The organism is uncultured Roseibium sp., assembly GCF_947499295.1.
Classification (GTDB): domain Bacteria; phylum Pseudomonadota; class Alphaproteobacteria; order Rhizobiales; family Stappiaceae; genus Roseibium.
This window is the reverse complement of record NZ_CANMNP010000017.1, coordinates 101,158-123,712: the sequence shown is the minus strand read 5'-3', so window position 1 is coordinate 123,712 and position 22,555 is coordinate 101,158. Positions and strand designations below refer to the sequence as shown.

The 22,555-nt window shown below is 56.9% G+C and carries 21 protein-coding genes; 16 read left to right on the top strand and 5 right to left on the bottom strand.

Translation table 11 applies throughout. The annotated features are described in order from the left end of the window. Nucleotides 1–9: 9 nt before the first annotated feature. From Q0835_RS23140 to Q0835_RS23125, 4 genes are read left to right on the top strand one after another with little or no spacing between them, the layout of a single operon-like run. The gene (locus Q0835_RS23140; protein WP_298964696.1) at nt 10–693 is read left to right on the top strand and encodes a MotA/TolQ/ExbB proton channel family protein; all 684 of its coding nucleotides are present in this window, start codon (nt 10–12) and stop codon (nt 691–693) included. Next, nucleotides 683–1,069 (top strand): biopolymer transporter ExbD, encoded by a 387-nt coding sequence (locus Q0835_RS23135; RefSeq protein ID WP_298964694.1) that lies wholly within the window; start codon nt 683–685, stop codon nt 1,067–1,069. The genes Q0835_RS23140 and Q0835_RS23135 overlap by 11 nt, the downstream gene beginning before the upstream one ends. Then, nucleotides 1,066–1,467 (top strand): biopolymer transporter ExbD, encoded by a 402-nt coding sequence (locus tag Q0835_RS23130; RefSeq protein WP_298822001.1) that lies wholly within the window; start codon nt 1,066–1,068, stop codon nt 1,465–1,467. Before Q0835_RS23135 ends, Q0835_RS23130 begins: the two co-directional genes overlap by 4 nt. Continuing rightward, nucleotides 1,464–2,564, top strand: a complete 1,101-nt coding sequence (locus tag Q0835_RS23125) for a TonB family protein (RefSeq protein ID WP_298964692.1) — start codon at nt 1,464–1,466, stop codon at nt 2,562–2,564. Before Q0835_RS23130 ends, Q0835_RS23125 begins: the two co-directional genes overlap by 4 nt. 11 nt (nt 2,565–2,575) lie before the next feature. On the opposite strand, the gene Q0835_RS23120 is transcribed toward Q0835_RS23125, so the two are convergent. Continuing rightward, nucleotides 2,576–3,277, bottom strand: a complete 702-nt coding sequence (locus tag Q0835_RS23120; protein ID WP_298822004.1) for a UTRA domain-containing protein — start codon at nt 3,275–3,277, stop codon at nt 2,576–2,578. Between the two features lie 13 nt (nt 3,278–3,290). Next, the gene (locus Q0835_RS23115) at nt 3,291–4,670 is read right to left on the bottom strand and encodes a formimidoylglutamate deiminase (protein ID WP_298964689.1); all 1,380 of its coding nucleotides are present in this window, start codon (nt 4,668–4,670) and stop codon (nt 3,291–3,293) included. A gap of 79 nt (nt 4,671–4,749) precedes the next feature. Here Q0835_RS23115 and hutI point away from each other — a divergent pair, with 79 nt between their 5' ends. From hutI to Q0835_RS23080, 7 genes are all read left to right on the top strand, one after another. Further along, a complete protein-coding gene (gene hutI / locus Q0835_RS23110; RefSeq protein ID WP_298964687.1) occupies nt 4,750–5,955 on the top strand; it encodes an imidazolonepropionase in 1,206 nt (401 codons plus the stop codon). Beyond that, nucleotides 5,952–7,508 (top strand): histidine ammonia-lyase, encoded by a 1,557-nt coding sequence (gene hutH / locus Q0835_RS23105; protein ID WP_298964684.1) that lies wholly within the window; start codon nt 5,952–5,954, stop codon nt 7,506–7,508. The genes hutI and hutH overlap by 4 nt, the downstream gene beginning before the upstream one ends. Beyond that, a complete protein-coding gene (gene hutG, locus Q0835_RS23100) occupies nt 7,495–8,322 on the top strand; it encodes an N-formylglutamate deformylase (RefSeq protein ID WP_298964681.1) in 828 nt (275 codons plus the stop codon). Before hutH ends, hutG begins: the two co-directional genes overlap by 14 nt. Then, nucleotides 8,319–9,992, top strand: a complete 1,674-nt coding sequence (gene hutU, locus Q0835_RS23095; RefSeq protein ID WP_298964678.1) for a urocanate hydratase — start codon at nt 8,319–8,321, stop codon at nt 9,990–9,992. The genes hutG and hutU overlap by 4 nt, the downstream gene beginning before the upstream one ends. A 51-nt stretch (nt 9,993–10,043) precedes the next feature. Further along, a complete protein-coding gene (locus Q0835_RS23090; RefSeq protein ID WP_298822011.1) occupies nt 10,044–11,141 on the top strand; it encodes a TRAP transporter substrate-binding protein in 1,098 nt (365 codons plus the stop codon). A gap of 195 nt (nt 11,142–11,336) precedes the next feature. Further along, on the top strand, nt 11,337–11,840 hold the full coding sequence (locus tag Q0835_RS23085) for a TRAP transporter small permease subunit (RefSeq protein WP_298822012.1): 504 nt from the start codon (nt 11,337–11,339) through the stop codon (nt 11,838–11,840). Continuing rightward, complete coding sequence (locus tag Q0835_RS23080; protein ID WP_298964675.1) at nt 11,837–13,387, top strand: TRAP transporter large permease subunit; 1,551 nt, start codon at nt 11,837–11,839, stop codon at nt 13,385–13,387. The genes Q0835_RS23085 and Q0835_RS23080 overlap by 4 nt, the downstream gene beginning before the upstream one ends. Here Q0835_RS23080 and Q0835_RS23075 read toward each other — a convergent pair. Further along, nucleotides 13,381–14,634 (bottom strand): glycoside hydrolase family 3 N-terminal domain-containing protein, encoded by a 1,254-nt coding sequence (locus Q0835_RS23075; RefSeq protein ID WP_298964672.1) that lies wholly within the window; start codon nt 14,632–14,634, stop codon nt 13,381–13,383. The two genes, Q0835_RS23080 and Q0835_RS23075, sit on opposite strands and share 7 nt — an antisense overlap. A 122-nt stretch (nt 14,635–14,756) precedes the next feature. Then, a complete protein-coding gene (locus Q0835_RS23070) occupies nt 14,757–16,034 on the bottom strand; it encodes an aminotransferase class III-fold pyridoxal phosphate-dependent enzyme (protein ID WP_298964669.1) in 1,278 nt (425 codons plus the stop codon). A 429-nt stretch (nt 16,035–16,463) separates the two neighbouring features. Here Q0835_RS23070 and Q0835_RS23065 point away from each other — a divergent pair, with 429 nt between their 5' ends. From Q0835_RS23065 to Q0835_RS23050, 4 genes are all read left to right on the top strand, one after another. Further along, nucleotides 16,464–17,171: an ABC transporter permease gene (locus tag Q0835_RS23065; RefSeq protein ID WP_298822016.1), complete on the top strand. Its 708-nt coding sequence runs from the start codon at nt 16,464–16,466 to the stop codon at nt 17,169–17,171. Then, the gene (locus Q0835_RS23060) at nt 17,164–17,976 is read left to right on the top strand and encodes an ATP-binding cassette domain-containing protein (protein WP_298964667.1); all 813 of its coding nucleotides are present in this window, start codon (nt 17,164–17,166) and stop codon (nt 17,974–17,976) included. Before Q0835_RS23065 ends, Q0835_RS23060 begins: the two co-directional genes overlap by 8 nt. A 32-nt stretch (nt 17,977–18,008) precedes the next feature. Continuing rightward, entirely contained in the window at nt 18,009–18,809 is an 801-nt protein-coding gene (locus tag Q0835_RS23055) for an extracellular solute-binding protein (protein WP_298964761.1), read from the top strand. 182 nt (nt 18,810–18,991) lie between these two features. Continuing rightward, nucleotides 18,992–20,662, top strand: a complete 1,671-nt coding sequence (locus Q0835_RS23050) for an alpha/beta-hydrolase family protein (RefSeq protein WP_298822018.1) — start codon at nt 18,992–18,994, stop codon at nt 20,660–20,662. Between the two features lie 55 nt (nt 20,663–20,717). Here the strand turns inward: Q0835_RS23050 and Q0835_RS23045 are convergent, their stop codons facing one another. Continuing rightward, on the bottom strand, nt 20,718–22,073 hold the full coding sequence (locus Q0835_RS23045; RefSeq protein WP_298964665.1) for an MFS transporter: 1,356 nt from the start codon (nt 22,071–22,073) through the stop codon (nt 20,718–20,720). Between the two features lie 97 nt (nt 22,074–22,170). On the opposite strand from Q0835_RS23045, the gene Q0835_RS23040 reads away from it, so the two are divergent. Further along, a complete protein-coding gene (locus tag Q0835_RS23040) occupies nt 22,171–22,533 on the top strand; it encodes a hypothetical protein (protein ID WP_298822020.1) in 363 nt (120 codons plus the stop codon). Nucleotides 22,534–22,555: the final 22 nt, after the last annotated feature.

The following is a 22,555-nucleotide window of genomic DNA, read 5'->3' as shown; positions in this document are numbered from 1 at the left end:
AGCTCACACATGCTTTATGATCTGTACAATCATATTTCTGCGCTGCTCGCACTAGGCGGTCCTGTTGTTACCGTCATTGCCGGCCTTTCCGTGGTCGCCCTGGCGTTGATCATCGTAAAGATCGCAGAGTTTCAGCTATGCCGGATCGGAAACGCCCGGAACGCACGTGAGGCCGCCTCTTTGTGGCAGCAAGGCCGATTTGCCGATGCGGCAGCCTGCGTTGCTCAACCGAAAAGCGCGGCTGAAAAAGCACTACGAACCACTTTGACGCTCCTCGGACGCCGGACCGAAAAAACGGATATTGAAGAACAGGTCAGCGTACTGGCCATGGGAGATCTGCATCATTTCTCAAAAGGAGTCAGAGCGCTGGAAGCAATTGCTCAGATCGCCCCGCTGATTGGTCTTTTCGGGACGGTTCTTGGCATGATCGACGCATTCCAAGCACTCCAATCTGCAGGAAACAACGTGGATCCTTCCGCACTTGCAGGTGGCATCTGGGTTGCTTTGATGACAACGGCAGCTGGCCTCGGCGTCGCCATGCCGGTGTCTCTGGTCGTTACCTGGCTTGAAGCGCGGCTGGAAGCCGAACGTGTCGCCACAGAAACACTGACATCTTCAGTGCTTTTGAAACAAAAGACGACCAGCAACAAAGCCGGCATTCATCCCGGACAACAGCTTGCCTATGCACCTTGATCGCCCAGTCCGCAAACCAATACCAATCTCCCTGACACCCCTGGTCGACGTCATTTTCCTGCTTTTGCTGTTCTTCATGCTGTCCTCCACCTTCACAAGTTTCGGTCAGGTAAAAATTGGAGGTCCGGCAGGAAGCGGAGGTCAAGGCGCAGTTCCGCAAGCTCTGCTCGTTCTTGACCAGGAAAGACTGCGGCTCAACGGCAGCGAGATAGCAGAGACTGAACTTCGGGCAAAGGCACAGGCACTGCAGTCACGCGAAATCGACAGTTTGCTGGTGCTTGTGCGCGGCCAAACCACAACGCAGCAACTCGTGACCGTCATGGGTCAGCTCAACAATATTCAAGGGCTCGCAATAATAGTTGCAGGTCCAGAATGATCAGAGTTCGGCGAAACCCGCCCAAGCGTCCCTTGGAAACCACGATTTCCCTTATCAACATCGTGTTCTTGATGCTGATCTTCTTCCTGGTCGCGGGACAGTTGACACCGCCGCAAGATCCTGACGTCGTCCTGTCGGATACGAGGGGCTCGGATCCCTTGCCGCCCCCGGACGCCCTGTACGCGCGCGCGGATGGAACGCTGGTTTATCGTGAAACACCTGTGACCGTTGAAGATTATCTTGCAAACCATTTGACGGGGCGCGATGGAGAGCCAAAACAGGTCAAACTGGCGGCAGACAAAAACCTGGAGGCAGGAAAGCTGCTCCAGCACGTCAAAGCCCTTTATAGCGCGAGCGCTGACACCGTTGTCGTCGTCACCCGGACCGTCGACAAATGAAATCAATTCACCGACCGTTTTTTATCGCTGTCTTTTTGTCGCTTGTAGTCCACGTGATCGCCGCTGCTCTCACTATGAAAGATGCTCAGGTTCTCGAGCATGCGGGTGGCGGCGCCCTACAGCATGCAGTGCTGGGTGAAGCTGCCTTCAACACGATTGTCTCCGGCTCAGTCGAACAACTCGCGATTACCGTGCCGGTCGACGCAACAGCGACCCGACACCCGGTCAAGAGCGCAAAAAACAAGACTGCGAGGGTTGAGTCACGCACCCCATCGAAGAGCAAAGTCACAACACCGGTTGATCCGATCGTTCCGGCCGTTGTTGTTCCAAGCCCTCAGACAGCCGTCAGTCTTCCAACCTCTCAGGCAAAAGCCCTGGCCGTCACATCGCGCGCGCTCACCCCCGTGGAAATTGCGAAGACTGTCAGCAGTCAAACCCAAACGCCCGCCCGAGACACCAAACAGGTATCAAAGATCACCCCTGCCCCGCACATCCCCTTGGAACCGAGCCAGGCACGGCCAATTCAAGTCCTTCCACAAGCAGCAAATACCCAAAGCGTGGCAATTGACCCTATGCCCGCCAAAAAACAGACTGCAATCGAGGCGGAGAATGCGCCAATTGTTGAACGATCCGAGGCAACACCCAGTCCACGTGTCAAACCGAGACCGACGAACCGCGAGGTGGTCAAGACAATCTCTAAGAAACCGGAAAAACAAGCACAGAAACCGCAAACCGCCAGCCGAAATGGTGCAGGCGGCAGTTCCAGTCGCACGGCTCAAAAAGGCGGATCGCAGCGAAAGGGCAAGGCCAAGTCAGCTGGCAATGCGGATACGACCAACTACCCGGCCAAGGTGCATCGGAAACTTTTGAGGTCTGTGCGGGCACCGCGTGGTGGCAGAAGGGCCCAAAGTGACGCCGTGGTTCGATTTACCGTTCAAAAGAACGGCGCTGTCACCGGCATTCAACTTGCGAAATCTTCGGGCTCGAAACCTTTCGACACTGCCGTCGTGAAAGCCGTGCAGCGCGCAGCACCGTTTCCACCCATCCCAGGGTCCCGAGCCTCATGGTCCTTTACCCTGCCGGTTGCCATGAGGTGACGCTGCCGGCGTCAGATCTCCGTCCGCATCCTATAGCCGGGGGCGAAAATCAGGCGAACATGGGTAATCGGCATATTTCCGGCCCACGTGATGCGCTCCATCGCAAAAAGGGCCGTCCCTGTGCCGGCATCCAGTTTGCGCGACAGGGTCTTGTCCGCATTGACTGCAAAAAAGGAAATGTCGCCGTGGCTATAGGGTGCATTGTGGACCAGCCACTCGTTCGCACTAACCTCGTCAAAAGCCGTATCCCGTGCCTCTGGCGCTGCGTTCAGATTGATATAGCGTTCTTCATAGGAATAAGGCCTGTCATCGGCAAAATGCAGCGTTTTCAGGTAGAGAACATCTTCTCCAAGCGTTGCCTGAAACGCGCCATGCAACATGGGTGGCAGGGGGCGAAAGTCGCGTTCCAGAAGACTGTGGCGGTACGTCCTGCCCGTTGCCTCGACTTCCTCCCGAATGATCGGAATTGTCAGGGTCGCCCGTTGAGGCGGGTTGAGCGCGACACGTGTTCCCGCACGCCGCTTTCGCACAACAAGGCCGCTTTCTGCAAGGTCTCTCAGCGCTCGGTTGACCGTTGTCCGGGCACAGCCAAATTCCTCTGCAAGGTCTGCCTCATGCGGGATCTGCTCGCCCGGCTGCCAGATCCGGCTATGAATGCGTCGCAACAGCTCCTTGCGAATGCCAGTCCAGGAATTTGTTTCGCTCAACGTCAAGTCGTCATTCCAGTTATAGTCGATCGCGCAACGCAGCCATTGTGGCCCGGAATTTTGTGCGGATGGCCTCGCCTTTTACATGCTTTCCACTCGAAACAACATGCCGTCCGGCCGACCAGACCTCCGAAACCATACGATCGTCACCTGCAAAGACAAAAGTATCCAGGATCTCGTCGCCCTTGCGTCCGTCAAGATCGATGGCATTCCCGTTGAGTGCGACAAGATCCGCAAGCCTTCCCACCGCGATTGAGCCTGCGTTTCGACCTGCCGCCTGAGCACCGCCTTCGGCCGCCCCCTCATAGAGCACCCGCCCAGTCGACATTTCTGCTGTTGCAACTGTTGCCCGGCTCTGGTCTCTCAAACGTTGAGAGTATTCGAACGTCCGCAGCTCTTCCGAAAGGGAAATCCGGAGGTTGGAATCTGAACCGAACCCAAAGCGGCCACCCTGCGCCAAATACCGGACACCATCGAAGATACCGTCGCCGAGGCTGGACTCCGTAATGGGGCAAAGCCCTGCGATAGCACCGGTCGATGCCAGAGCGCTCGTCTCTTCCTGTGTCATCTGAGTACAGTGGATCAGACACCAGTTCGGTTCGACATCATGGTTTTTCAGCAACCATTCCACCGGGCGCGCTCCCTTGGCCGCGAGGACCTCTTCCACTTCTGGAACTTGCTCAGCCAGATGCATGTGAAGCGGCTTGTCACCTGCCAGATTTACAACCGCCTGCAAACCGTCTTCGTCTACGGCTCTCAAGGAATGCGGCGCAATGCCGATTGCTGCATCACCCGGCAATGCCTTGAGTGACTTTGCGGCTTTTTCATAAAGCTTCTCGAAGCTTTGAAGATCATTTCCAAAACGGATCTGGCCCGCGGCGAGCGCGCGGCGATCACAGCCGCCATGCTGATAAAGCACAGGCAAATGTGTCAGACCAATACCAGTGTTTGCGGCGGCCGAGATAATCCTGTCTGAAAGCTCGGCCGGATTGTCGTATGGGACACCTCCCCGCTGATGATGCAAATAATGGAATTCTCCGACGGCGGCATATCCTGCTTCCAGCATTTCCATCTGGACAAAGGCCGCAATCGCTTCGACATCGTCAGGCGTCAATGCATCAAGAAAACGAAACATGATCTGGCGCCAGGTCCAGAAACTGTCGCGCTGTTCTGTTCCACGCCGTTCACTCATTCCCGCCATGGCCCGCTGGAAGGCATGACTGTGGAGGTTTACGGGTGCCGGTAAAAGGACTGCAACCCGTAGTCCGATCGGGTTTGCACCAGTCACCACGTCCTTGATTTTTCCGTCCTCACCAAGGCTCACCACAACATTTTCTGACCAACCGGACGGCAGCAGCGCCTGCTCTGCAAAAACTTCTGTTGCCGAGTTGGTCGCCATGTCGCTTTCCTTCGTTGACACCTTAATATGTGCATGCATATTATCGAATAGCACAATCTAATCAAGCCGAGGATGGGCCTTGTCCAGACGCCTTCTGACCAACGCCAAGCTCGCGACCTTTACCGCCAACGGTGCGGCCTATGGACTTGTCGAACAGGGTGCTCTGGTGATCGATGGAGACCGGCTCGCATTTGCTGGCCGCGATCAGGACCTATCGACAGATGACAGAGAGCTTCCTTCGGAAGATCTTGATGGCCGGTTGGTCACTCCCGGGCTCATCGACTGCCACACACATGTCGTATTCGGCGGCAACCGCGCACGCGAATTTGAAATGCGGCTTCAAGGTGCAAGCTACGAGGAAATCGCGCGCGCGGGCGGCGGCATTGTTTCAACCGTGTCGGCAACCAGGGAAGCAAGCGAAGAAGAACTTCTTGCATCTGCCCTGACGCGGGTTGACGCGCTGATCCGCGAAGGCGTAACGGCAATCGAAGTCAAGTCGGGTTACGGTCTCGACCGCGAAACGGAACTGCGCATGCTGCGGACAGCTCGCAGCATTTCCAAAAAAAGACCGATCCACATACGCACCAGTTTTCTTGGTGCACATGCCATACCGGCTGAATACAAAGAGCGGTCTGACGCGTATCTGGAAGAGATTTGCCTGCCCACGCTGGAAGAGGCTAAGTCGGAAAACCTCGTAGACGCCGTCGACGGCTTTTGCGAAAGCATTGCCTTTTCTCCCGAGCAGATTGCAAGAGTTTTCAACAAGGCCAAGGAGCTCGGTCTTCCGGTCAAACTTCACGCCGAGCAGCTTTCCAATCTCGGTGGAACGGCACTTGCCGCATCCTATGGCGCACTCTCGGCCGATCATCTGGAATTTTTGGATGAAGCGGGCGTTCAGGCGCTCGGAACAAGTGGCTCGGTTGCCGTGCTTTTGCCAGGGGCCTTCTATACATTACGCGAAACGCAATTGCCTCCGCTTGAATTGTTGCGCCAGGCTGGCGTGCCGATCGCCCTGGCAACGGATTGCAATCCGGGGTCTTCGCCTCTCGCCTCGTTGCTGACCACAATGAACATGGGCTGTACACTGTTCCGCATGACACCGGAAGAAGCTCTTGCCGGTGTCACACGTGAAGCCGCCAGAGCGCTGAACCTTGAAGACCAGGGTTGCCTCAAGGCAGGCATGCGCGCTGATCTTGCTATCTGGGATGTCGACCATCCGGCCGAGCTTTCTTACCGGATCGGCTTCAATTCACTCCAGAAACGCATTTTCGGAGGCTCTGAATGAGCACTCTTACCCTGACCCCCGGCAACGTGACGCTATCTGACCTGGAAGCGGTTTTCAGGGATGAAACAGCGGTGCTCGTCGACCGAAGTGCCAAACCGGCAATCGATGAAGCCGCCGGGCGGATCGCCAAGGCCGCCACGGGCAGTGACGCCGTTTATGGCGTCAACACCGGTTTCGGCAAATTGGCCAGCGTCAAGATTGCGCCGGAAGACACCGCAACGCTGCAACGCAACCTGATCCTGTCCCATTGCTGCGGAGTTGGTGACGCGCTTGACCGTGCGACCACCCGCTTGATGATGGTTTTGAAACTGTTGTCGCTGGGGCGCGGCGCTTCGGGTGTGCGTTTCGAAGTGCTTGGACTGATTGAGGATTGCCTTGAAAAAGGCATAACTCCCGTCATCCCGTCTCAGGGGTCCGTCGGTGCATCCGGCGACCTTGCCCCGCTTGCCCACATGACCGCAGTTCTGATTGGCGAAGGCGAGGCTGTCTATTCGGGCAACAGGATGCCAGGCGGTGAAGCGCTTGAAAGCGCCGGACTGACACCAGTCGTACTCGGCCCCAAAGAAGGCCTTGGCCTGATCAACGGCACTCAGTTTTCAACGGCCTGTGCCTTGTCCGGGCTCTTCGAGGCCTGGCGGCTCGCCGAGGCAACACTCCTGACCGCCAGCCTGTCCACCGATGCCATCATGGGATCGACAGCGCCCCTCCTGCCGGAGATCCATCAACTGCGCGGTCATCGCGGTCAGATCGAGGTCGCGCACTCCATGCGCACGATCATGGAAGGCTCTGAAATACGTGACAGTCATCGCGAAGGCGACCAGCGTGTTCAGGACCCCTATTGCATCCGCTGCCAGCCTCAGGTTGCCGGTGCGTGCGTCGATCTCTTGCGCATGGCAGGAAGAACTCTTGAGATTGAAGCCAATGCAGCGACGGACAACCCGCTGGTGTTGATCGATGCGGATCGGATTGTGTCCGGAGGAAACTTTCATGCAGAACCGGTCGCCTTTGCCGCCGACCAGATCGCGCTGGCGATTGCCGAACTGGGCGCCATCGCCCAGCGCCGCGTCGCCCTGATGGTCGACCCCAGCCTTTCCTTCGATCTTCCTCCGTTTCTCGCAAAAGACCCGGGCCTGAACTCCGGGATGATGATCGCCGAAGTCACCACTGCCGCCTTGATGAGCGAGAACAAACATCTGGCGAACCCATGTTCAACGGATTCAACGCCGACCAGCGCCAACCAGGAAGACCATGTCTCGATGGCCGCTCACGGTGCAATGCGGCTTGCACGCATGAATACAAACCTGGCACAGATACTTGGCGTGGAATTGCTTTGCGCGGCAGAAGGCGTTGAACACCGGGCGCCTCTCAAGACAAGTGCAGCTTTGCAATCCGTCCTTGCAAGGCTTCGGGAAGATGTTCCGCCCCTTCACGCCGACCGTTATATGGCACCCGACCTTGAAACTGCCGCTGAACTTGTGCGGTCGCGCGCGCTCGCATCCGTTCTTGCACCAGGTCACCTGATCAGCCTTGGAGATACCCATGCAGCCGGTTGAGGTCATCCGTGGCGACGGTCCCATTGTGCTGGGTGTACCCCACGCCGGTACTTTCGTGCCGGACGACATCCGAGTTCGCCTGAACAAGACCGGACTGCAGCTCGCCGACACGGACTGGCATGTCGATCGCCTGTACGAAGGGCTTCTTTCAAGCGCAACCATGGTGAAAGCGGGTTTTCACCGCTATGTCATCGACGCCAATCGGGATCCGACAGGCGTCTCTCTCTATCCGGGGCAAAATACGACAAGTCTTTGCCCGACGACCGATTTCGACGGACGTCCCATTTATGACAAGGGCCAAGAACCGGACGCGGCAGAGATCGAAGCCCGACGACTTGCCTGGCATGCCCCTTACCACGCAGCCCTTGAAGCCGAAATCAATCGGGTGAAGGCCTTGCACGGTGTCGCCATTCTTTTTGACTGCCATTCGATCCGGTCTGTCGTTCCGTTTCTCTTTGACGGGAGACTGCCCGACTTCAACACCGGCACAAACAATGGTTCCACCTGTGCCCAGGCTGTCGAGGCAGCCGTCGTCAGCCACACTGAAACCGCCGAAGGATACACCTCCGTCCTCAATGGCCGTTTCAAGGGTGGCTGGACCACCCGCTACTACGGGCATCCAGGCGACGGCGTCCACGCCATACAGATGGAACTCGCCCAAAGGACGCACCTGGCAAGTGAAGACCTGCCCTTTGCCTTTGATGAAGAGAAGGCAGATCGGCTGCGAGGCCCTTTGAAGAGAATACTGAGTGCACTTGAAAACGTCGCACCGACCCTCAACAAAAAATCCGAAATACCTGGGAGCGAACAATGATCGATCGTCGCCACAACGCCCGCGACGTCTACCCTCCGACCGGCACAGATCTGAATGCAAAGTCATGGCTGACCGAAGCGCCGCTACGCATGCTGATGAACAACCTTCACCCGGACGTGGCTGAAAATCCTCATGAACTGGTGGTCTATGGCGGCATCGGCAGGGCAGCGCGAACCTGGGAGGATTTTGATCGTATCGTCGCGGGATTAAAGAGCCTGAATGACGACGAAACGCTCTTGGTGCAATCCGGCAAACCGGTTGGCGTTTTCAAGACCCATAAGGATGCGCCCCGCGTCCTGATCGCGAATTCCAACCTTGTGCCCAATTGGGCCAATTGGGATCACTTTCACGAGCTCGACAAGAAGGGCCTGGCCATGTACGGCCAGATGACTGCTGGGTCGTGGATCTATATCGGCACGCAAGGAATTGTTCAGGGCACCTATGAAACCTTCATGGAGGCCGGTAGGCAGCACTATGAGGGCGACCTAACAGGACGTTGGATCCTGACCGGCGGCCTTGGCGGCATGGGCGGTGCCCAGCCGCTTGCAGCGGTCATGGCCGGAGCATGTTGCCTTGCCGTCGAGTGCGACGAAAAGAGCGCCGACTTCCGCCTGCGCACAGGGTATGTCGATGAAAAGACGCACTCTCTGGACGAGGCTTTGGACTTGATTACCCGTTGGACAAAGGCGGGCGAAGCCAAATCGGTCGCCTTGATCGCCAATGCTGCGGATGTCTTTGCCGAACTGGTCAGGCGCGGTGTCAAACCGGATATCGTCACCGACCAGACTTCCGCGCACGACCCGGTCAATGGCTACCTGCCACAGGGCTGGACGGTCGCCGAATGGCGGGCGAAAGCCGAATCCGATCCAAAGGCAGTGGAAAGAGCGGCTCGCGCCTCCATGAAAGTGCACGTCGCAGCAATGGTCGACTTCTGGAATGCCGGGGTTCCGACACTCGACTACGGCAACAACATTCGACAAGTGGCGCTTGAAGAGGGCCTGGAAAATGCCTTTGCCTTTCCAGGCTTCGTGCCGGCTTATATCCGGCCGCTTTTCTGCCGCGGCATCGGCCCCTTTCGCTGGTGTGCCCTCTCCGGAGACCCGGAGGACATCTACAAGACCGACGCCAAGGTGAAGGAACTGATCCCGGACGATCCGCATCTGCACAACTGGCTCGACATGGCAAGAGAACGCATAGCGTTCCAGGGACTTCCTGCCCGCATTTGCTGGGTTGGACTTGGCCAGCGTCACAGACTGGGCCTTGCCTTCAACGAAATGGTCCGCACCGGCGAACTGAAAGCTCCGGTGGTCATCGGCAGGGATCATCTGGACAGCGGTTCGGTGGCATCCCCGAACCGGGAAACCGAGGCCATGAAGGATGGTTCGGACGCCGTTTCGGATTGGCCACTTCTCAACGCCTTGCTCAACACGGCATCGGGGGCGACCTGGGTGTCGCTTCATCACGGCGGCGGCGTTGGAATGGGATTCTCGCAGCACTCCGGCATGGTGATCTGCTGCGACGGCACCGAGGATGCGGACCGACGCATCGAAAGGGTGCTCTGGAATGACCCGGCAACAGGCGTGATGCGTCACGCCGACGCCGGCTACGAGATCGCGCTCGATTGCGCGAAAGAACAGGGGCTTAACCTACCGGCTATTCTGGGATCATAAAACGCACGGCTGGAGGCTCCGAACCATTACCTGTGAACGAGGGATAATACGATGAAAAGACGTGATTTTCTGAAAGCAGGCGCTACGGGCACCGCCGCCGTTGCGGCCTCGACCCTGGCGGCACCCGCAATTGCGCAAGACGTTCGCCAATGGCGCATGGTCACTGCATGGCCCAAAAACCTTCCAGGTCCGGGCGTCGCTGCACAGATGCTGGCGGACCGCATTACGGCCCTTTCCAGCGGCAAGATCGAGGTCAAACTTTTTGCTGCCGGTGAGATCGTTCCAGGCAACGGAGTGTTCGACGCTGTCGGTCAGGGAACAGCTGAACTTTACCACGCGGTTCCGGCCTATTGGGGTTCAAAATCCAAAGGCATCCTTTTGTTCGGTTCACAGCCCTTCGGCCTGACGGCTCCGGAACAGGCTGGCTGGCTGATCCATGGTGGCGGCCAATCCCTCTATGACGAGATTTATGCACGGTTCAATCTGAAACCGTTCCTGTGCGGAAACTCCGGACCGCAATGGGCTGGCTGGTACCGCACTGAAATCAACAGCGTTGACGATCTGAAGGGTTTGAAATTCCGCTCCACGGGATTGGCCTCCGAGATGTGCTCCAAGATGGGAATGGCTGTTCAGGCGATGAGCGGCCCCGCAATGTTCCAGGCGCTGCAATCCGGCGCTCTTGATGCCGGTGAATTTATCGGACCATGGACGGACAGTGCTCTTGGATACTACCAGATTGCCAAGAACTACTACTGGCCGGGTGTCGGCGAGCCCTCATCTGCAGAAGAATGTGCCGTCAATCTGGATGCTTACAACGAGCTGCCAGACGACCTGAAGGAAGCCGTCGCCCGTGCGTGCGCCAGCCTCTACAACGACGTCCTGACGGAATACAATACCAAGCATGCGCAAGCGTTGACCCAGTTGGTCAATGATCACGGCGTGATGGTGCGCAAATTGCCGGACGAGGTGATCGTCGCGATGGGGAATGCAGCTGGTGAAGTGATTGCTGACCTGCGCGCAAGCGACGATGAGCTTGTTGTTCGGATCACCGAAAGCTTCCTGGACTATCGCAAACTGATGCGCGACTACATGCCCTATGCAGATAACGGCCAGATGAACGCCCGCGTCATGGACTACAGCTACGACTGACGTGGCAATAAGCACATCGGCGGAAAAGAGCACTCTTTCCCGCCGGCGTGACCGGTTCATTTTCAAAGGCCCGTCTTTGAGAACAACATGCCCGTTGTTTCAAAAATGAAGGGTGACAATCGGTGAGACTTCGCGTCCTAATTCAAGCTTGGAAAAGCAAGACCCCAACCAAATGAAAGAGGCAGGTCGACCGCGATGGACAAACTGGCGGGGACGCTTGAGCGCGTCAATTCTGTCATCGGCCACATATTATGCTGGGCCGCGCTCGGCATGCTGCTTTTACAGTTCGTCATCGTTCTGCTGCGATACGTCTTCGGCTTCAGCTACATTTTTCTGGACGAAGGTGTGCTCTATTTCCATGCCTCCATTTTCATGCTTGGGGCCGGCTATACCTTTCTCGTCAATGCGCATGTGCGGGTCGACATCTTCTACGCCAAGCTCGATGAACGCCGTCAGGCCTGGATTGATCTGTTCGGTCATCTCTTTCTGCTGGCCCCGGCCCTGATCGTCCTGATCTGGTTCTCCTGGCCGACTGTGCGCGGAAGTTGGGCCATTCTGGAGGGTGCGATATCCGTCGGCGGGATACCTGCCTCCTTCCTGCTGAAATCGCTCATTCCCGCTTACTGCATCTTGCTCCTCATTCAGGGATTGGCCGCGTTTTTGCGCGATCTTCAAAAGCTGAAGGGTGCAAACGCATGAGCCTGCCGCTCGATCTGATCATGTTCGGCGCCCTGATCGCCTTCATCCTGCTCGGTTATCCGGTGGCGTTCACAATAGCAGGCGTTGCCACTGGTTTCGCATTGCTCGGCTGGTTTCTCGGCGACTTCAACATTCAGCTGATGGGCGCGATGGGCCAGCGCTTCTTCGGCGTTCTGACCAATCCGGTACTGACTGCAATCCCGCTGTTCGTGCTGATGGGTGTCATCCTGGAAAAGAGCCGCATCGCAGAGGACCTGCTGGAAACCATGGGGCGGCTTTTCGGCAAGATGAACGGCGGTCTCGGCGTCTCGGTCGTTCTGGTTGGGGCATTGCTGGCAGCCTCCACCGGCATTGTTGGTGCAACCGTTGTCGCCATGGGACTGATCGCGCTGCCGACCATGCTGCGCAACGGCTATGACCCGAAACTGGCTTCCGGCATGGTCTGCACAGCCGGAACGCTTGGACAGATCATTCCACCCTCGACACTGCTGATCATCCTTGCGGATGTTATGTCGAATGCGTTCCAACAGGCACAATACGCGCAAGGCAAATTCACCATCGAGACGATCTCTGTCGGTCAGACCTTTGCTGCTGCCATGGTGCCGGGCCTGCTGTTGGTTGCTGTCTATTGTGCCTACATTATCGGCCGGGCCGCCCTTTTTCCCAAGGACGCTCCGGCCATGAAGGAACATGTCGCCCCGCCTTCCTCAGCCGAAATCGCAGGAGCTGTGGTTCCACCGATCCTGCTTATCGTCGCCGTGCTCGGATCCATTCTCGGCGGCATCGCGTCCCCGAACGAAGCAGCGTCCGTTGGCGCCATCGGCGCTATCCTTCTTGCAGGTCGCAGACTTCGCATTTCAGTAAGACTGATCGTAATGGCAACCGGGGCGTTGCTTGTCCTTGCTGTTGCCGCCTCGCTGCTTCCCGTCCGTCTGCAACGGTCCGACACGTCCATCGGCGGGTATGTGCTTGCCGCACTCTATGCAGGATTGGCGCTCTTTGCCCTCGGCGTTGTCTTGCGCATTCTGAAGGCTGCATTTTCAGACGGGCTTTTGAAAGCCTCGCTCCTGTCGACATTAACCGTCACGTCGATGATTTTTGCCACTATCTTGATGGCAAGTTTCTTCTCGCTCGTCTTTGTCGGCCTGGGCGGCGAGGATCGCGTTCATGCACTGCTGAATGAAATGCCGGGGGGCCCAACCGGCGCACTGATTTTCGCGATGCTCTTTGTGTTCGTGCTCGGTTTCTTTCTGGATTTCGTCGAAATCTCGGTGATCCTGTTGCCGGTTCTGATCCCGCCTCTCATCCTGATGGGGATTGACCCGATCTGGTTGACCGTGCTGATCGCGATCAATCTGCAAACCTCGTTCCTGACACCACCCTTCGGTTTTTCGCTCTTCTATCTGCGCGGTGCGGCACCAAAGGAGATCACGACGGGTCAGATTTATCGCGGTGTGGTTCCGTTCATCGCATTGCAGATTGTTGCCGTCGCGATCCTCTGGCTCTTCCCGATCATTGCAACCTGGCTTCCGCGCTGGCTTTACTGAACGTATTCCAAAGTACAGCGGTCCGGGTCCGGTGCAATTTCCGAAAGCCACGCCTCAAGATCGCCGGAGGACGCGAGCGCTACTTTGGGCACGCTGCCGAGCCGGGCTTTAAGGGCAACAATTCTGTCATGGGCAGCAGCGATCATTTGGGCCAATTCCGGATCTTTTGCTGATGCCTCGACCAGAATGTCAGCCACTTTTGCGGGGATGTTCGGGTCCGGTCGTTTGTCGTTGGCAAACAGAATAATATCCGTTCCTGCGGCAACTGCCTTGACGATGGCATCTTTCAAGGAATGGTTTCGGCGAATAGCATCCATTTGCAAATCGTCCGACATGATGACACCGCCAAATCCGAGGTCTTCACGCAAGACCCTGGACAAGACGCCTTTCGAAAGCGAAACCGGACCTCTTTCGCCCTTCCCTTGCAGTTTTCGATTTATGACATGGGCAGTCATGATGATGTCTGCACGGTCCTCAACGATCAGCTTGCGAAACGGCTCAATTTCCTTTTCCGACCAGCTTCGTGAAACATCAACCGCTCCCTTGTGACTGTCCCGTCTGCTCGAGCCGTGGCCCGGAAAATGCTTCAACGCTGTCAGGACACCATGCTTGCGGTGCGCCTCGACAAATGCTCCGCCATAGGCAGCAACGCGCTCCGGATCACGGGAATAGGAACGGCCAAGGCGACCAATGATCGGATTGCGCGGATTGACATCCACATCCACAACGGGGCCGAGGTTAAGGGTGAAACCCCATTCAGCAAGCCCACCGGCAAGCACACCATAAATTTCGGCGACATCGGCCAGACTTGACTGCCTCGCTATCTGTTTTGCAGACAATGTGTGCGGAAATCCGTGGTGGCGTTTGAGGCGCTGGACAACACCCCCTTCCTGATCAATGGCGATCAGCACTGGCAAACGGGAAGGACTTGCTGCTCGAAGCTCGCCATTCATCCGACGAACGGTTTCCTGATTTCGAAGATTTCGACCAAGATAGAGGACACCGCCAATGGTACCTGATTGAAGTTGCTGCCTGACCTTCTGAAATCCGTCGGCCTTTGGACTGTCTCCCAGAAAGCCGACCATTATCATCTGGCCGATCTTGTTTCTCAGTTCGACGAGATCTTCCACTGACGCGTCAGCATCCTCCTGCGTGGCCGCAGTCGAACTTGTTGGCAAGACACAGAAAACACCAAAGGCTGCAAGCAGGACAAAACCAAAGACGGTACTGATGCAGCGTTTGGACATCTCGCCGGGCTCCGTGCTTTCGACGGCCTTTCTCAGGTCCGGACTTATACGGCCACGCACGCAGCCAAGTCAGCTTGAGACGAACGGTCGATGTGCAAGGCCGGATACTATGCTGAATCAGGTTAGGCCACCAGTGCTCGTGCCGCAGTCTCCATCGCCGCCTCTGTCTGAACCAGATCGGCTTCCGTCAAGGCCAGATGCGTATAGAGTTTGCTGTCCGGCTTTAGAATTCCGCTTGACCGCATGCTTTGATTGAAGACTTTCGCCTTCATTGCATCGCCTTTCAGAACGTCACGGTAATTCTTTACCGGCGCATCGGTGAATACTACGTCGAACAGCACAGGGTCGCCAACGATTTGATGCGCAACACCCTGTCCGTCCAGCGCATTGGCAAGCGCAGTCATCAATCGCTCACCATGCTGCTTGAGGATCTCATAGGCCCCTGGACGTTTAAGAATTTCCAGTGTCTTCAGTCCGGCGACACTTGCAACCGGATTGCCACTGAGCGTGCCAATCTGGAAGGTGAACGCCTTGTCGCCGACAATTGATCTGTCGAAATGGTCCATGATTTCCTTCTTCCCGGCAACAGCTGCCAGGGGGAAGCCACCGCCGATCACCTTGCCTAGCGTGCAGAGGTCCGGAACAACCCCATAAGCTTCCTGAGCGCCGCCATAAGCAAGCCGGAATCCGGTGACAACCTCATCGAATACCAAAATGATACCGTGCTTTTCGGTTTCTTCGCGAAGCGTTTCCAGAAAGCCCGGCTCCGGCGGGATAAGCCGTTGCAAAGGTTCAACGATCACACAGGCAATGTCGTCAGCATGCTCTGCAATCAACTGCCGGGCAAACTCCGCATCGTTGAACGGCGCGATCAGCATGTCGTCGCGCACGCTTTCCGGTGTTCCAGCCGTATCGGATACAGCCTGCGGAAAATTGACCAGAGTTTTCGGCGACAGGCTCATCAGCGCCTCCGCCGACATGCCGTGATAACCGCCTTCAAACTTCAGGATCTTGTCCCGCCCCGTGTGAGCCCGGGCAAGCCTCATGGCGTACATATCGGCCTCTCCACCGGTCGACACATATCGGATCTGGTCCGCACACGGCACGGCGTCTACCAGCACTTCGGCCAATTCAATGCCGCGTGCGTTGTTGGTGAAGAAGGTCAGGCCCTTTGCGAGTTGTTCTTCGACCGCCTCCAGCACTTCAGGATGTCCGTGACCAAGCAACATTGGACCTGAGCCAATCAGATAATCGATGAATTCAGCACCGTCCTCGTCCCAGACACGCGATCCCTTGGCTTCGCGAATAACGATGCCAGGTTCGAAGTTGCCGAACCCGGCCGCCGGCAACACTTTGGCGGCACGATCTGTCCAGTCTTTTTGAGAAATAGAGGTCTTCATGGTGTGGCCTCCTTCGGCCAGATTTCAATTATGCGGCAAGGGAAAGAACAGGATCACCCAGGGCGTCTGCATTTGGCCAAACGCCGAACCCCGGTCCTTGCGCCGGTGCAAGTCGACCGTTGTTGCGGCTTGGCGCTTCCGGGTCAAGACGTAGAGTGACCTAACTCGACAGATCACACGCAATCATGATCGAGCCGGGCAGTGTTGCTGCCGCAACATGAAAAGCAGCGGCTGTTGCGATATCAGACCCCCAGGTGTCTTCGACGCACATTTTCACCCCGAAAGTCCCTGCCGGGGCGTCGATCAACCTCTGAGCGGGGAATTTTCAATGCTCAAGTGGCATATTTTTTCAACTCAAGCGGACTTTGAGTTGGATTTTTATGCATTTTACGTTATTTTTTCCCATAGACCGGGAGGAATAACACAAGAATGGACAGTTTCTGGGGTGCGCTTGCAGGGGCAGTCGGCCTTGTTTTCGCACTTGATCCGGACCTGATGGAGATAATCGGCCTGTCGATACGGGTCACTCTTACGGCTGTCTTCTTTTCATGCCTGATCGGCCTGCCGCTCGGGGCTGCCGTCGGCACATTCAATTTCCCCGGACGCACGCTGATCGCCGTCTTTCTCAATGCGCTCATGGGGTTGCCTCCTGTGGTCGTCGGACTGATGGTCTACCTGATGCTTTCGGCCTCCGGACCTCTGGCTCCCCTCAGATTGCTCTATACACCAACTGCAATGATCATTGCTCAAATGATCCTGGTAACACCGATTGTTGCCGCGCTTACCCGGCAGGTCGTTGAAGATCTCAACCGCGAATATGCGGAGCAATTCGCTTCAATGGGTGTTGGCGCTTTCGATCGCCTGACCGCAATGCTTTGGGATGCGCGCTACAGCCTGATGACGGTTGCGCTGGCAGGCTTTGGCCGGGCGGTGGCGGAAGTGGGTGCAGTGATCATTGTCGGCGGAAACATCAACCACGTCACCCGTGTAATGACGACGACGATTGCGCTGGAAACATCGCGCGGCAACCTGCAGCTCGCCTTGGCGCTTGGTGTCATTCTACTTGTGATTGCCTTTGCCGTGAACGCATGTGTTATGGCCTTGCGCGCTTCCGCCGTGAGGGCTGCCTATGCGTGACCTGGAGTTTCATTCCGCAGCCGGCAGCATTGCGCCCCCTTGCCTGCAACAGCCGCTTCTGGAAACGAAAGGCTTGAGTTTTTCAGCTGGAGGGGCTCGACTGCTCTGGGATGTCAGCCTTGAGGTACGGCCGGGCTCGCGCACTTTGATCATGGGTCCTAACGGGGCTGGAAAAAGCCTTCTCTTGCGGCTCATGCACGGATTGCTGCGACCAGAAACCGGCAACGTTCTGTGGAACGGCGCCAGGCTCACGGCGGAAGCAAGGCGCTCGCAGGCGATGGTGTTCCAGCGCCCTGTGCTCTTGCGCAGATCTGTCTTCGCCAATCTCAAGTTTGCCCTCTCCGTCCGAGGACTGAGAGGCCGCAACAGATCAGAAAAGATCGAACAAGCTTTGGCAGTTGCAGGCCTCAGCCATTTGGCAAAGCGGCCTGCCAGGGTACTGTCGGGTGGTGAACAGCAGCGCCTGGCAGTCGTGCGCGCTCTTGCCTGCGAACCCGACCTGTTATTCCTGGATGAGCCCACAGCGAACCTAGATCCGGCTTCGACTGCCGCCATCGAGCAGCTGGTTTTGGAGGCCAATTCCAGTGGCGTGACAATTGTTATGGTCACCCATGACGCCGGCCAGGCCAAACGCATCGGTGAAGATCTGGTTTTCCTTCAGGACGGCAAAATAGCCGAAACCGGCGACGTTCAACAGGTCCTGAGCGCACCGAAAAGCGAACCCGTCCGCGCCTGGCGCGACGGGCGCATCTATCTTGGCGCCAACATCGAAACCATGTCGGACAAATCCGGGAGAAGAACGTGATTAGAAGGATCTTTCAGGGCGTCCTGGCAACAATGATTGTTGGAATGCTTGCGACTTTGCCGGCTGCAGGCGACGAGAAATTCATCATCGTGCAATCAACGACGTCGACACAGAACTCGGGACTTTTCGATCAGCTTCTGCCAAAATTTCAGGAAAAGACCGGCATTGAAGTCCGGGTTGTCGCGGTCGGCACGGGCCAAGCCATCAAGAACGCGGCCAATGGCGACGGTGATGTCCTGCTGGTGCATTCAAAACCTTCTGAAGAAAAGTTCGTGGCAGACGGTTTCGGTGTTGCCCGCGCTGACGTGATGTACAACGACTTTGTCATTGTCGGCCCAAGTGACGATCCGGCCGGGATTGCCGGGTCCCGAGACGTGGTGACCGCACTTGCAAAGATTGCCGAAAGCAAGTCACTTTTTGCTTCAAGAGGCGATGACAGCGGGACCCACAAGGCCGAACTCAGGCTTTGGAAAGCTGCCGGGATCGATCCTTCTGAAGATTCAGGAAGCTGGTATCGTGAGACCGGGTCTGGAATGGGCGCAACACTGAACACCGGCACCGGAATGAACGCCTATGTGCTGACTGATCGTGCGACCTGGATTGCCTTTGGCAACAAAGGCGATCACGGGATTGCCGTTGAAGGAGATGCCAGGCTGTTCAATCAGTATGGTGTCATCCTGGTAAATCCAAAAAAACACCCTCATGTGAAAGCGGAATTGGGGCAAGTCTTCATCAACTGGCTCCTGTCCCGCGAGGGTCAGCAATCAATCGCCGACTTCGAGATTGACGGTCAGCAGCTGTTTTTTCCCAATGCCAACGAAGGTTCGAGCTGACAGGCCCGAACCGCGACACACCCCTTACATTTTGCGCAACCTGAGCTAGACTTCGCGAACGGACGCGACAGCTTCAATCATCCCGATAGCTGCACCGGCCAAGAGCCGGTGCGATCATTGGGTAAGCGAGGCTGGTGTGCGGGTTTGCCTGGTCCGACAACGAACGCGCGAGGATAAGTGCGGTGCATTGGATTCGCTCACTGGTAACCGGATTGTCAATTCCGTGCCTGATGCTCGGCTTGCTGTTTTTTGCCGCTTCGTTGACCCCGTCGCTCATCCCCCGCGATGCCCTTGTCCAGGGCATTCTCGGCGGCATTGTTATCGCCCTTGGATACCTGCTCGGAAAAACAATTGGCCTGATCTGGTGGGCAGCGGATATGCCACGACTGCCCCGGCAATTCGCACGTCTGCGCAACAGTGTGCTGATTATTGTCGCCGTTGGTCTCACCGCCTGGATCTTGACGTTCAGCCTGGAATGGCAAAACGGTCTTCGGAGCAAGATGGGGCTGGAGCCGGCCGAAGCACAGCACGTGGCGACAATTCTGATCTCCGCCGCACTGACCTTTGCGGGGGCCTATGTCATTGGTGCAATCATTGCGACACTTTTTCGATGGATCAGAGGCCGTTTCTACCGTTTTATGCCACCACGGCGCGCCAATGTACTCGGTGCAGTCACTGTTGTCGTGATCCTGTTCATTGGCACCCGTGACGGCATTCTTGATGTTGTCGTCAGCGGGCTTGATGAAAGCTATGAAACTGCGCAGAACCTCTTCGATACGGCACCGCCCCCACCAGACAGACCGAACCAGGCAGGGTCTGCTGCATCCTTGGTCGACTGGGCGGCTATGGGCCAGCCAGGCCGGGATTTCGTCACCAGCGGGCCGGATGCTGACGCTATTTCAGCCTTTACCGGAAAACCTGCCCTGGACCCCATCAGGGTCTATGTCGGCAGGGCCGATGGCGAAACCCCGGAAGAGCGCGCGGAGCTTGCACTCGCGGAACTCAAGAGGCTCAAGGCATTTGACCGCAAGGTGCTGATCGTCACCAGCCCCACAGGCACAGGCTGGATGGATCCAGGGTCTCATGACCCGGTGGAATACATGCACCATGGCGACATAGCGACTGTCAGCGCGCAATACTCCTATTTGCAGTCACCCCTTGCGTTGATCCTCGAAACGCGCACCGGGCTCGATCAGGCCACGGCACTCCTGGAAGTGGTTCATAGCTACTGGAAAACACTCCCCGAAGATCAGCGCCCCAGGCTCTATGCTCACGGTCTCAGCCTCGGCGCCTGGTCATCCATGTATGCGACCAATCTTTTTCGTCTTATCGATGATCCGATTGATGGGGCCTTTTGGGCAGGTCCTCCGTTTCCGTCCGATCTTTGGCACTACGTCCAGACATCGCGTCAACCAGGCAGTCCCTGGGTTCTGCCAATCATCGGCGATGGGTCTGTTGTCAGATATGCCTCCCACTACGCGGATGCCTCCAAAGCTGAAGCCGACTGGAACGGAATGCGCATCGTCTTCCTGCAATATTCCAGCGATCCCATCGTGTTTTATGATCCGCTTTCCCTTTGGCGCGCACCACCCTGGATGAATGACCCTCCGGCCGAAGATGTATCGGATCACCTGACCTTCATTCCGATCGTCACACAATTTCAGCTCGCACTGGACATGGCCCTGTCCTTCGGAGCCCCTCCGGGTCATGGCCACGCTTACTATGCACAAGACTATGTTGCCCCCTGGGTAGAGGTAACGGCACCGGAAGGCTGGTCAGCAGACGAAACGGAACGGTTGAAGGCTCACTGTAACCTTGGCCTGCAGCTTGGATGTGCCAATGGCGAACAGTAAGGCTCAAGCACGTGTGTCATTTGATCCCTGGCGCAGGATAGGTTCGTTCCACGCACTATCCTCGCGGCCAGATTGGATGATGGTCGTCAATTATGAAAACGTGCTTGTGTCTTATGCGCCGATGGCGATGCAAGGCCCCGGAAACCGCCATGCCAGGCTCGTGATGCAGGCCGTCCTGCAAGTCGTGGCTATGCTCCAGTTCGTCATGTTCGTGCTCCAGATCGCTCGGGTCGCGTGCCGGCCAAAGCGCCATCGCTAGCCCGAATGAAAAAACAGACAATGCCGCCATAAGAGCAAACGCTGCGGAAAGACCCTGCCATGCGCCGACAAAGCCGGCCAATGGATAGGCTATCAACCAGGTCGAATGCGACAGAGCAAATTGTGCAGCGAAAACCGCCGGACGATCCTGATCGTGACAGGAGCGGGTTATGACAAGACCCGACGGTGTCTGGATCATTGACGCGCCTGCTCCCAGCACGAACCACAACAAGAGTGCTGTGACGGGTTCGGACCCGATTGCAGAAAGCATCAAGGCGACGCTGAGCAGGAGCGCACCAGCGAGCATAATCGGCCGCGGTGCTTGATGCTCCAGGAGCCGTGGCAACAGCACAGCGACAAGCATCGAACCGGTGCCACTCGCTGCAAAGAAGATCGCAACCATGCCGTCGCCGAAGCCGAATTCGGATTTGACCACCACAACAGTGTTGACGATCACCATGGAGGTCGCTGAAGCGACCGCAATATAGAGCGCCAGCATTCCGCGAAGCCGCGGCGTGGCAAGATAGATCCAAAGACCACGCGTAACCCGCTTGACAAATGGCGCTGCGTTGGCGCTTGCAGCTCTTGCAGGCAGGGATGCTCCGGCCACCAGCAACGCTGACGCTGCAAACCCCAGAGCAGTACCGGCAAAGAGGCTGTGAAATGTGACTGCAGTCAAAAGAAGGCCCGCCAGCATCGGACTGACCAGGGCTTCAATATCGTAAGTCAACCGCGACAGGGAAAGCGCCTGCGTATACGCCTTTTCATCTTTCAGGACATCAGGAATCAGCGCTTGAAAACTAGGTGTAAAGGCGGCCGACATAGCCTGAAAAGCGAAAATCAGAACGTAGACCTGCCAGATCTGTGTGACAAATGGCAGCGTCAACACAAGCGCTGCACGCGCGCAATCCAGTGAGATCAGAAAAGGCTTGCGGGGAAGTTTTTCCGCCAAGGCTGCAGCGACCGGTGCCAATCCGACATAAGCGACCATCTTGAGCGCGAGTGCCGTCCCCAGCACCGCCCCGGCATTTGCGCCCGCAAGATCGTAAGCCAACAATCCAAGAGCAATTGTCGCCAGGCCGGAGCCCAGAACAGACAAAACCTGCGCCAGCAGGAGACTACGATAGACTGAGTTTGAAAGAGCAAGCAGCATGGTCCGATCTTAACCGCTTCAACCTAAGGGACAATGGGTATAGTGTCGCAATTCTTGCTATGTTAAAGGTCGCCGGGTGTTTAGGAGACAGATGCCAATGAGACTGATGCCAAAGGCGATTTTGGGAACGTTGATTGCGTTCTCGTTGCTTTTTGCATCTGTCGCGCGTGCGCCAGGAACCATGCTCTCGTTCGATGGCGACACCATCACGATCGAGATTTGCACCGGCACTGGCGTGAAAACCGTCACCTTGTCGGCAGACGGCACTCCGGTTGAACAGTCGGATGTCGACTGCGATTTCTTCGCCACGCAAATCGCCGCTTTGCTTAACGGCGCGCCACCAGTGTCATTGGGACTGGTGGACACAGGCCCGACCACGTTATTCAGCGTCTCCAACATTGCCCTCAGGCGGTTGACACAGCAATCCCATCTAATCCGGGGGCCACCCCCGGCGAGCTGATTTCACACTTTGAAAATCAACT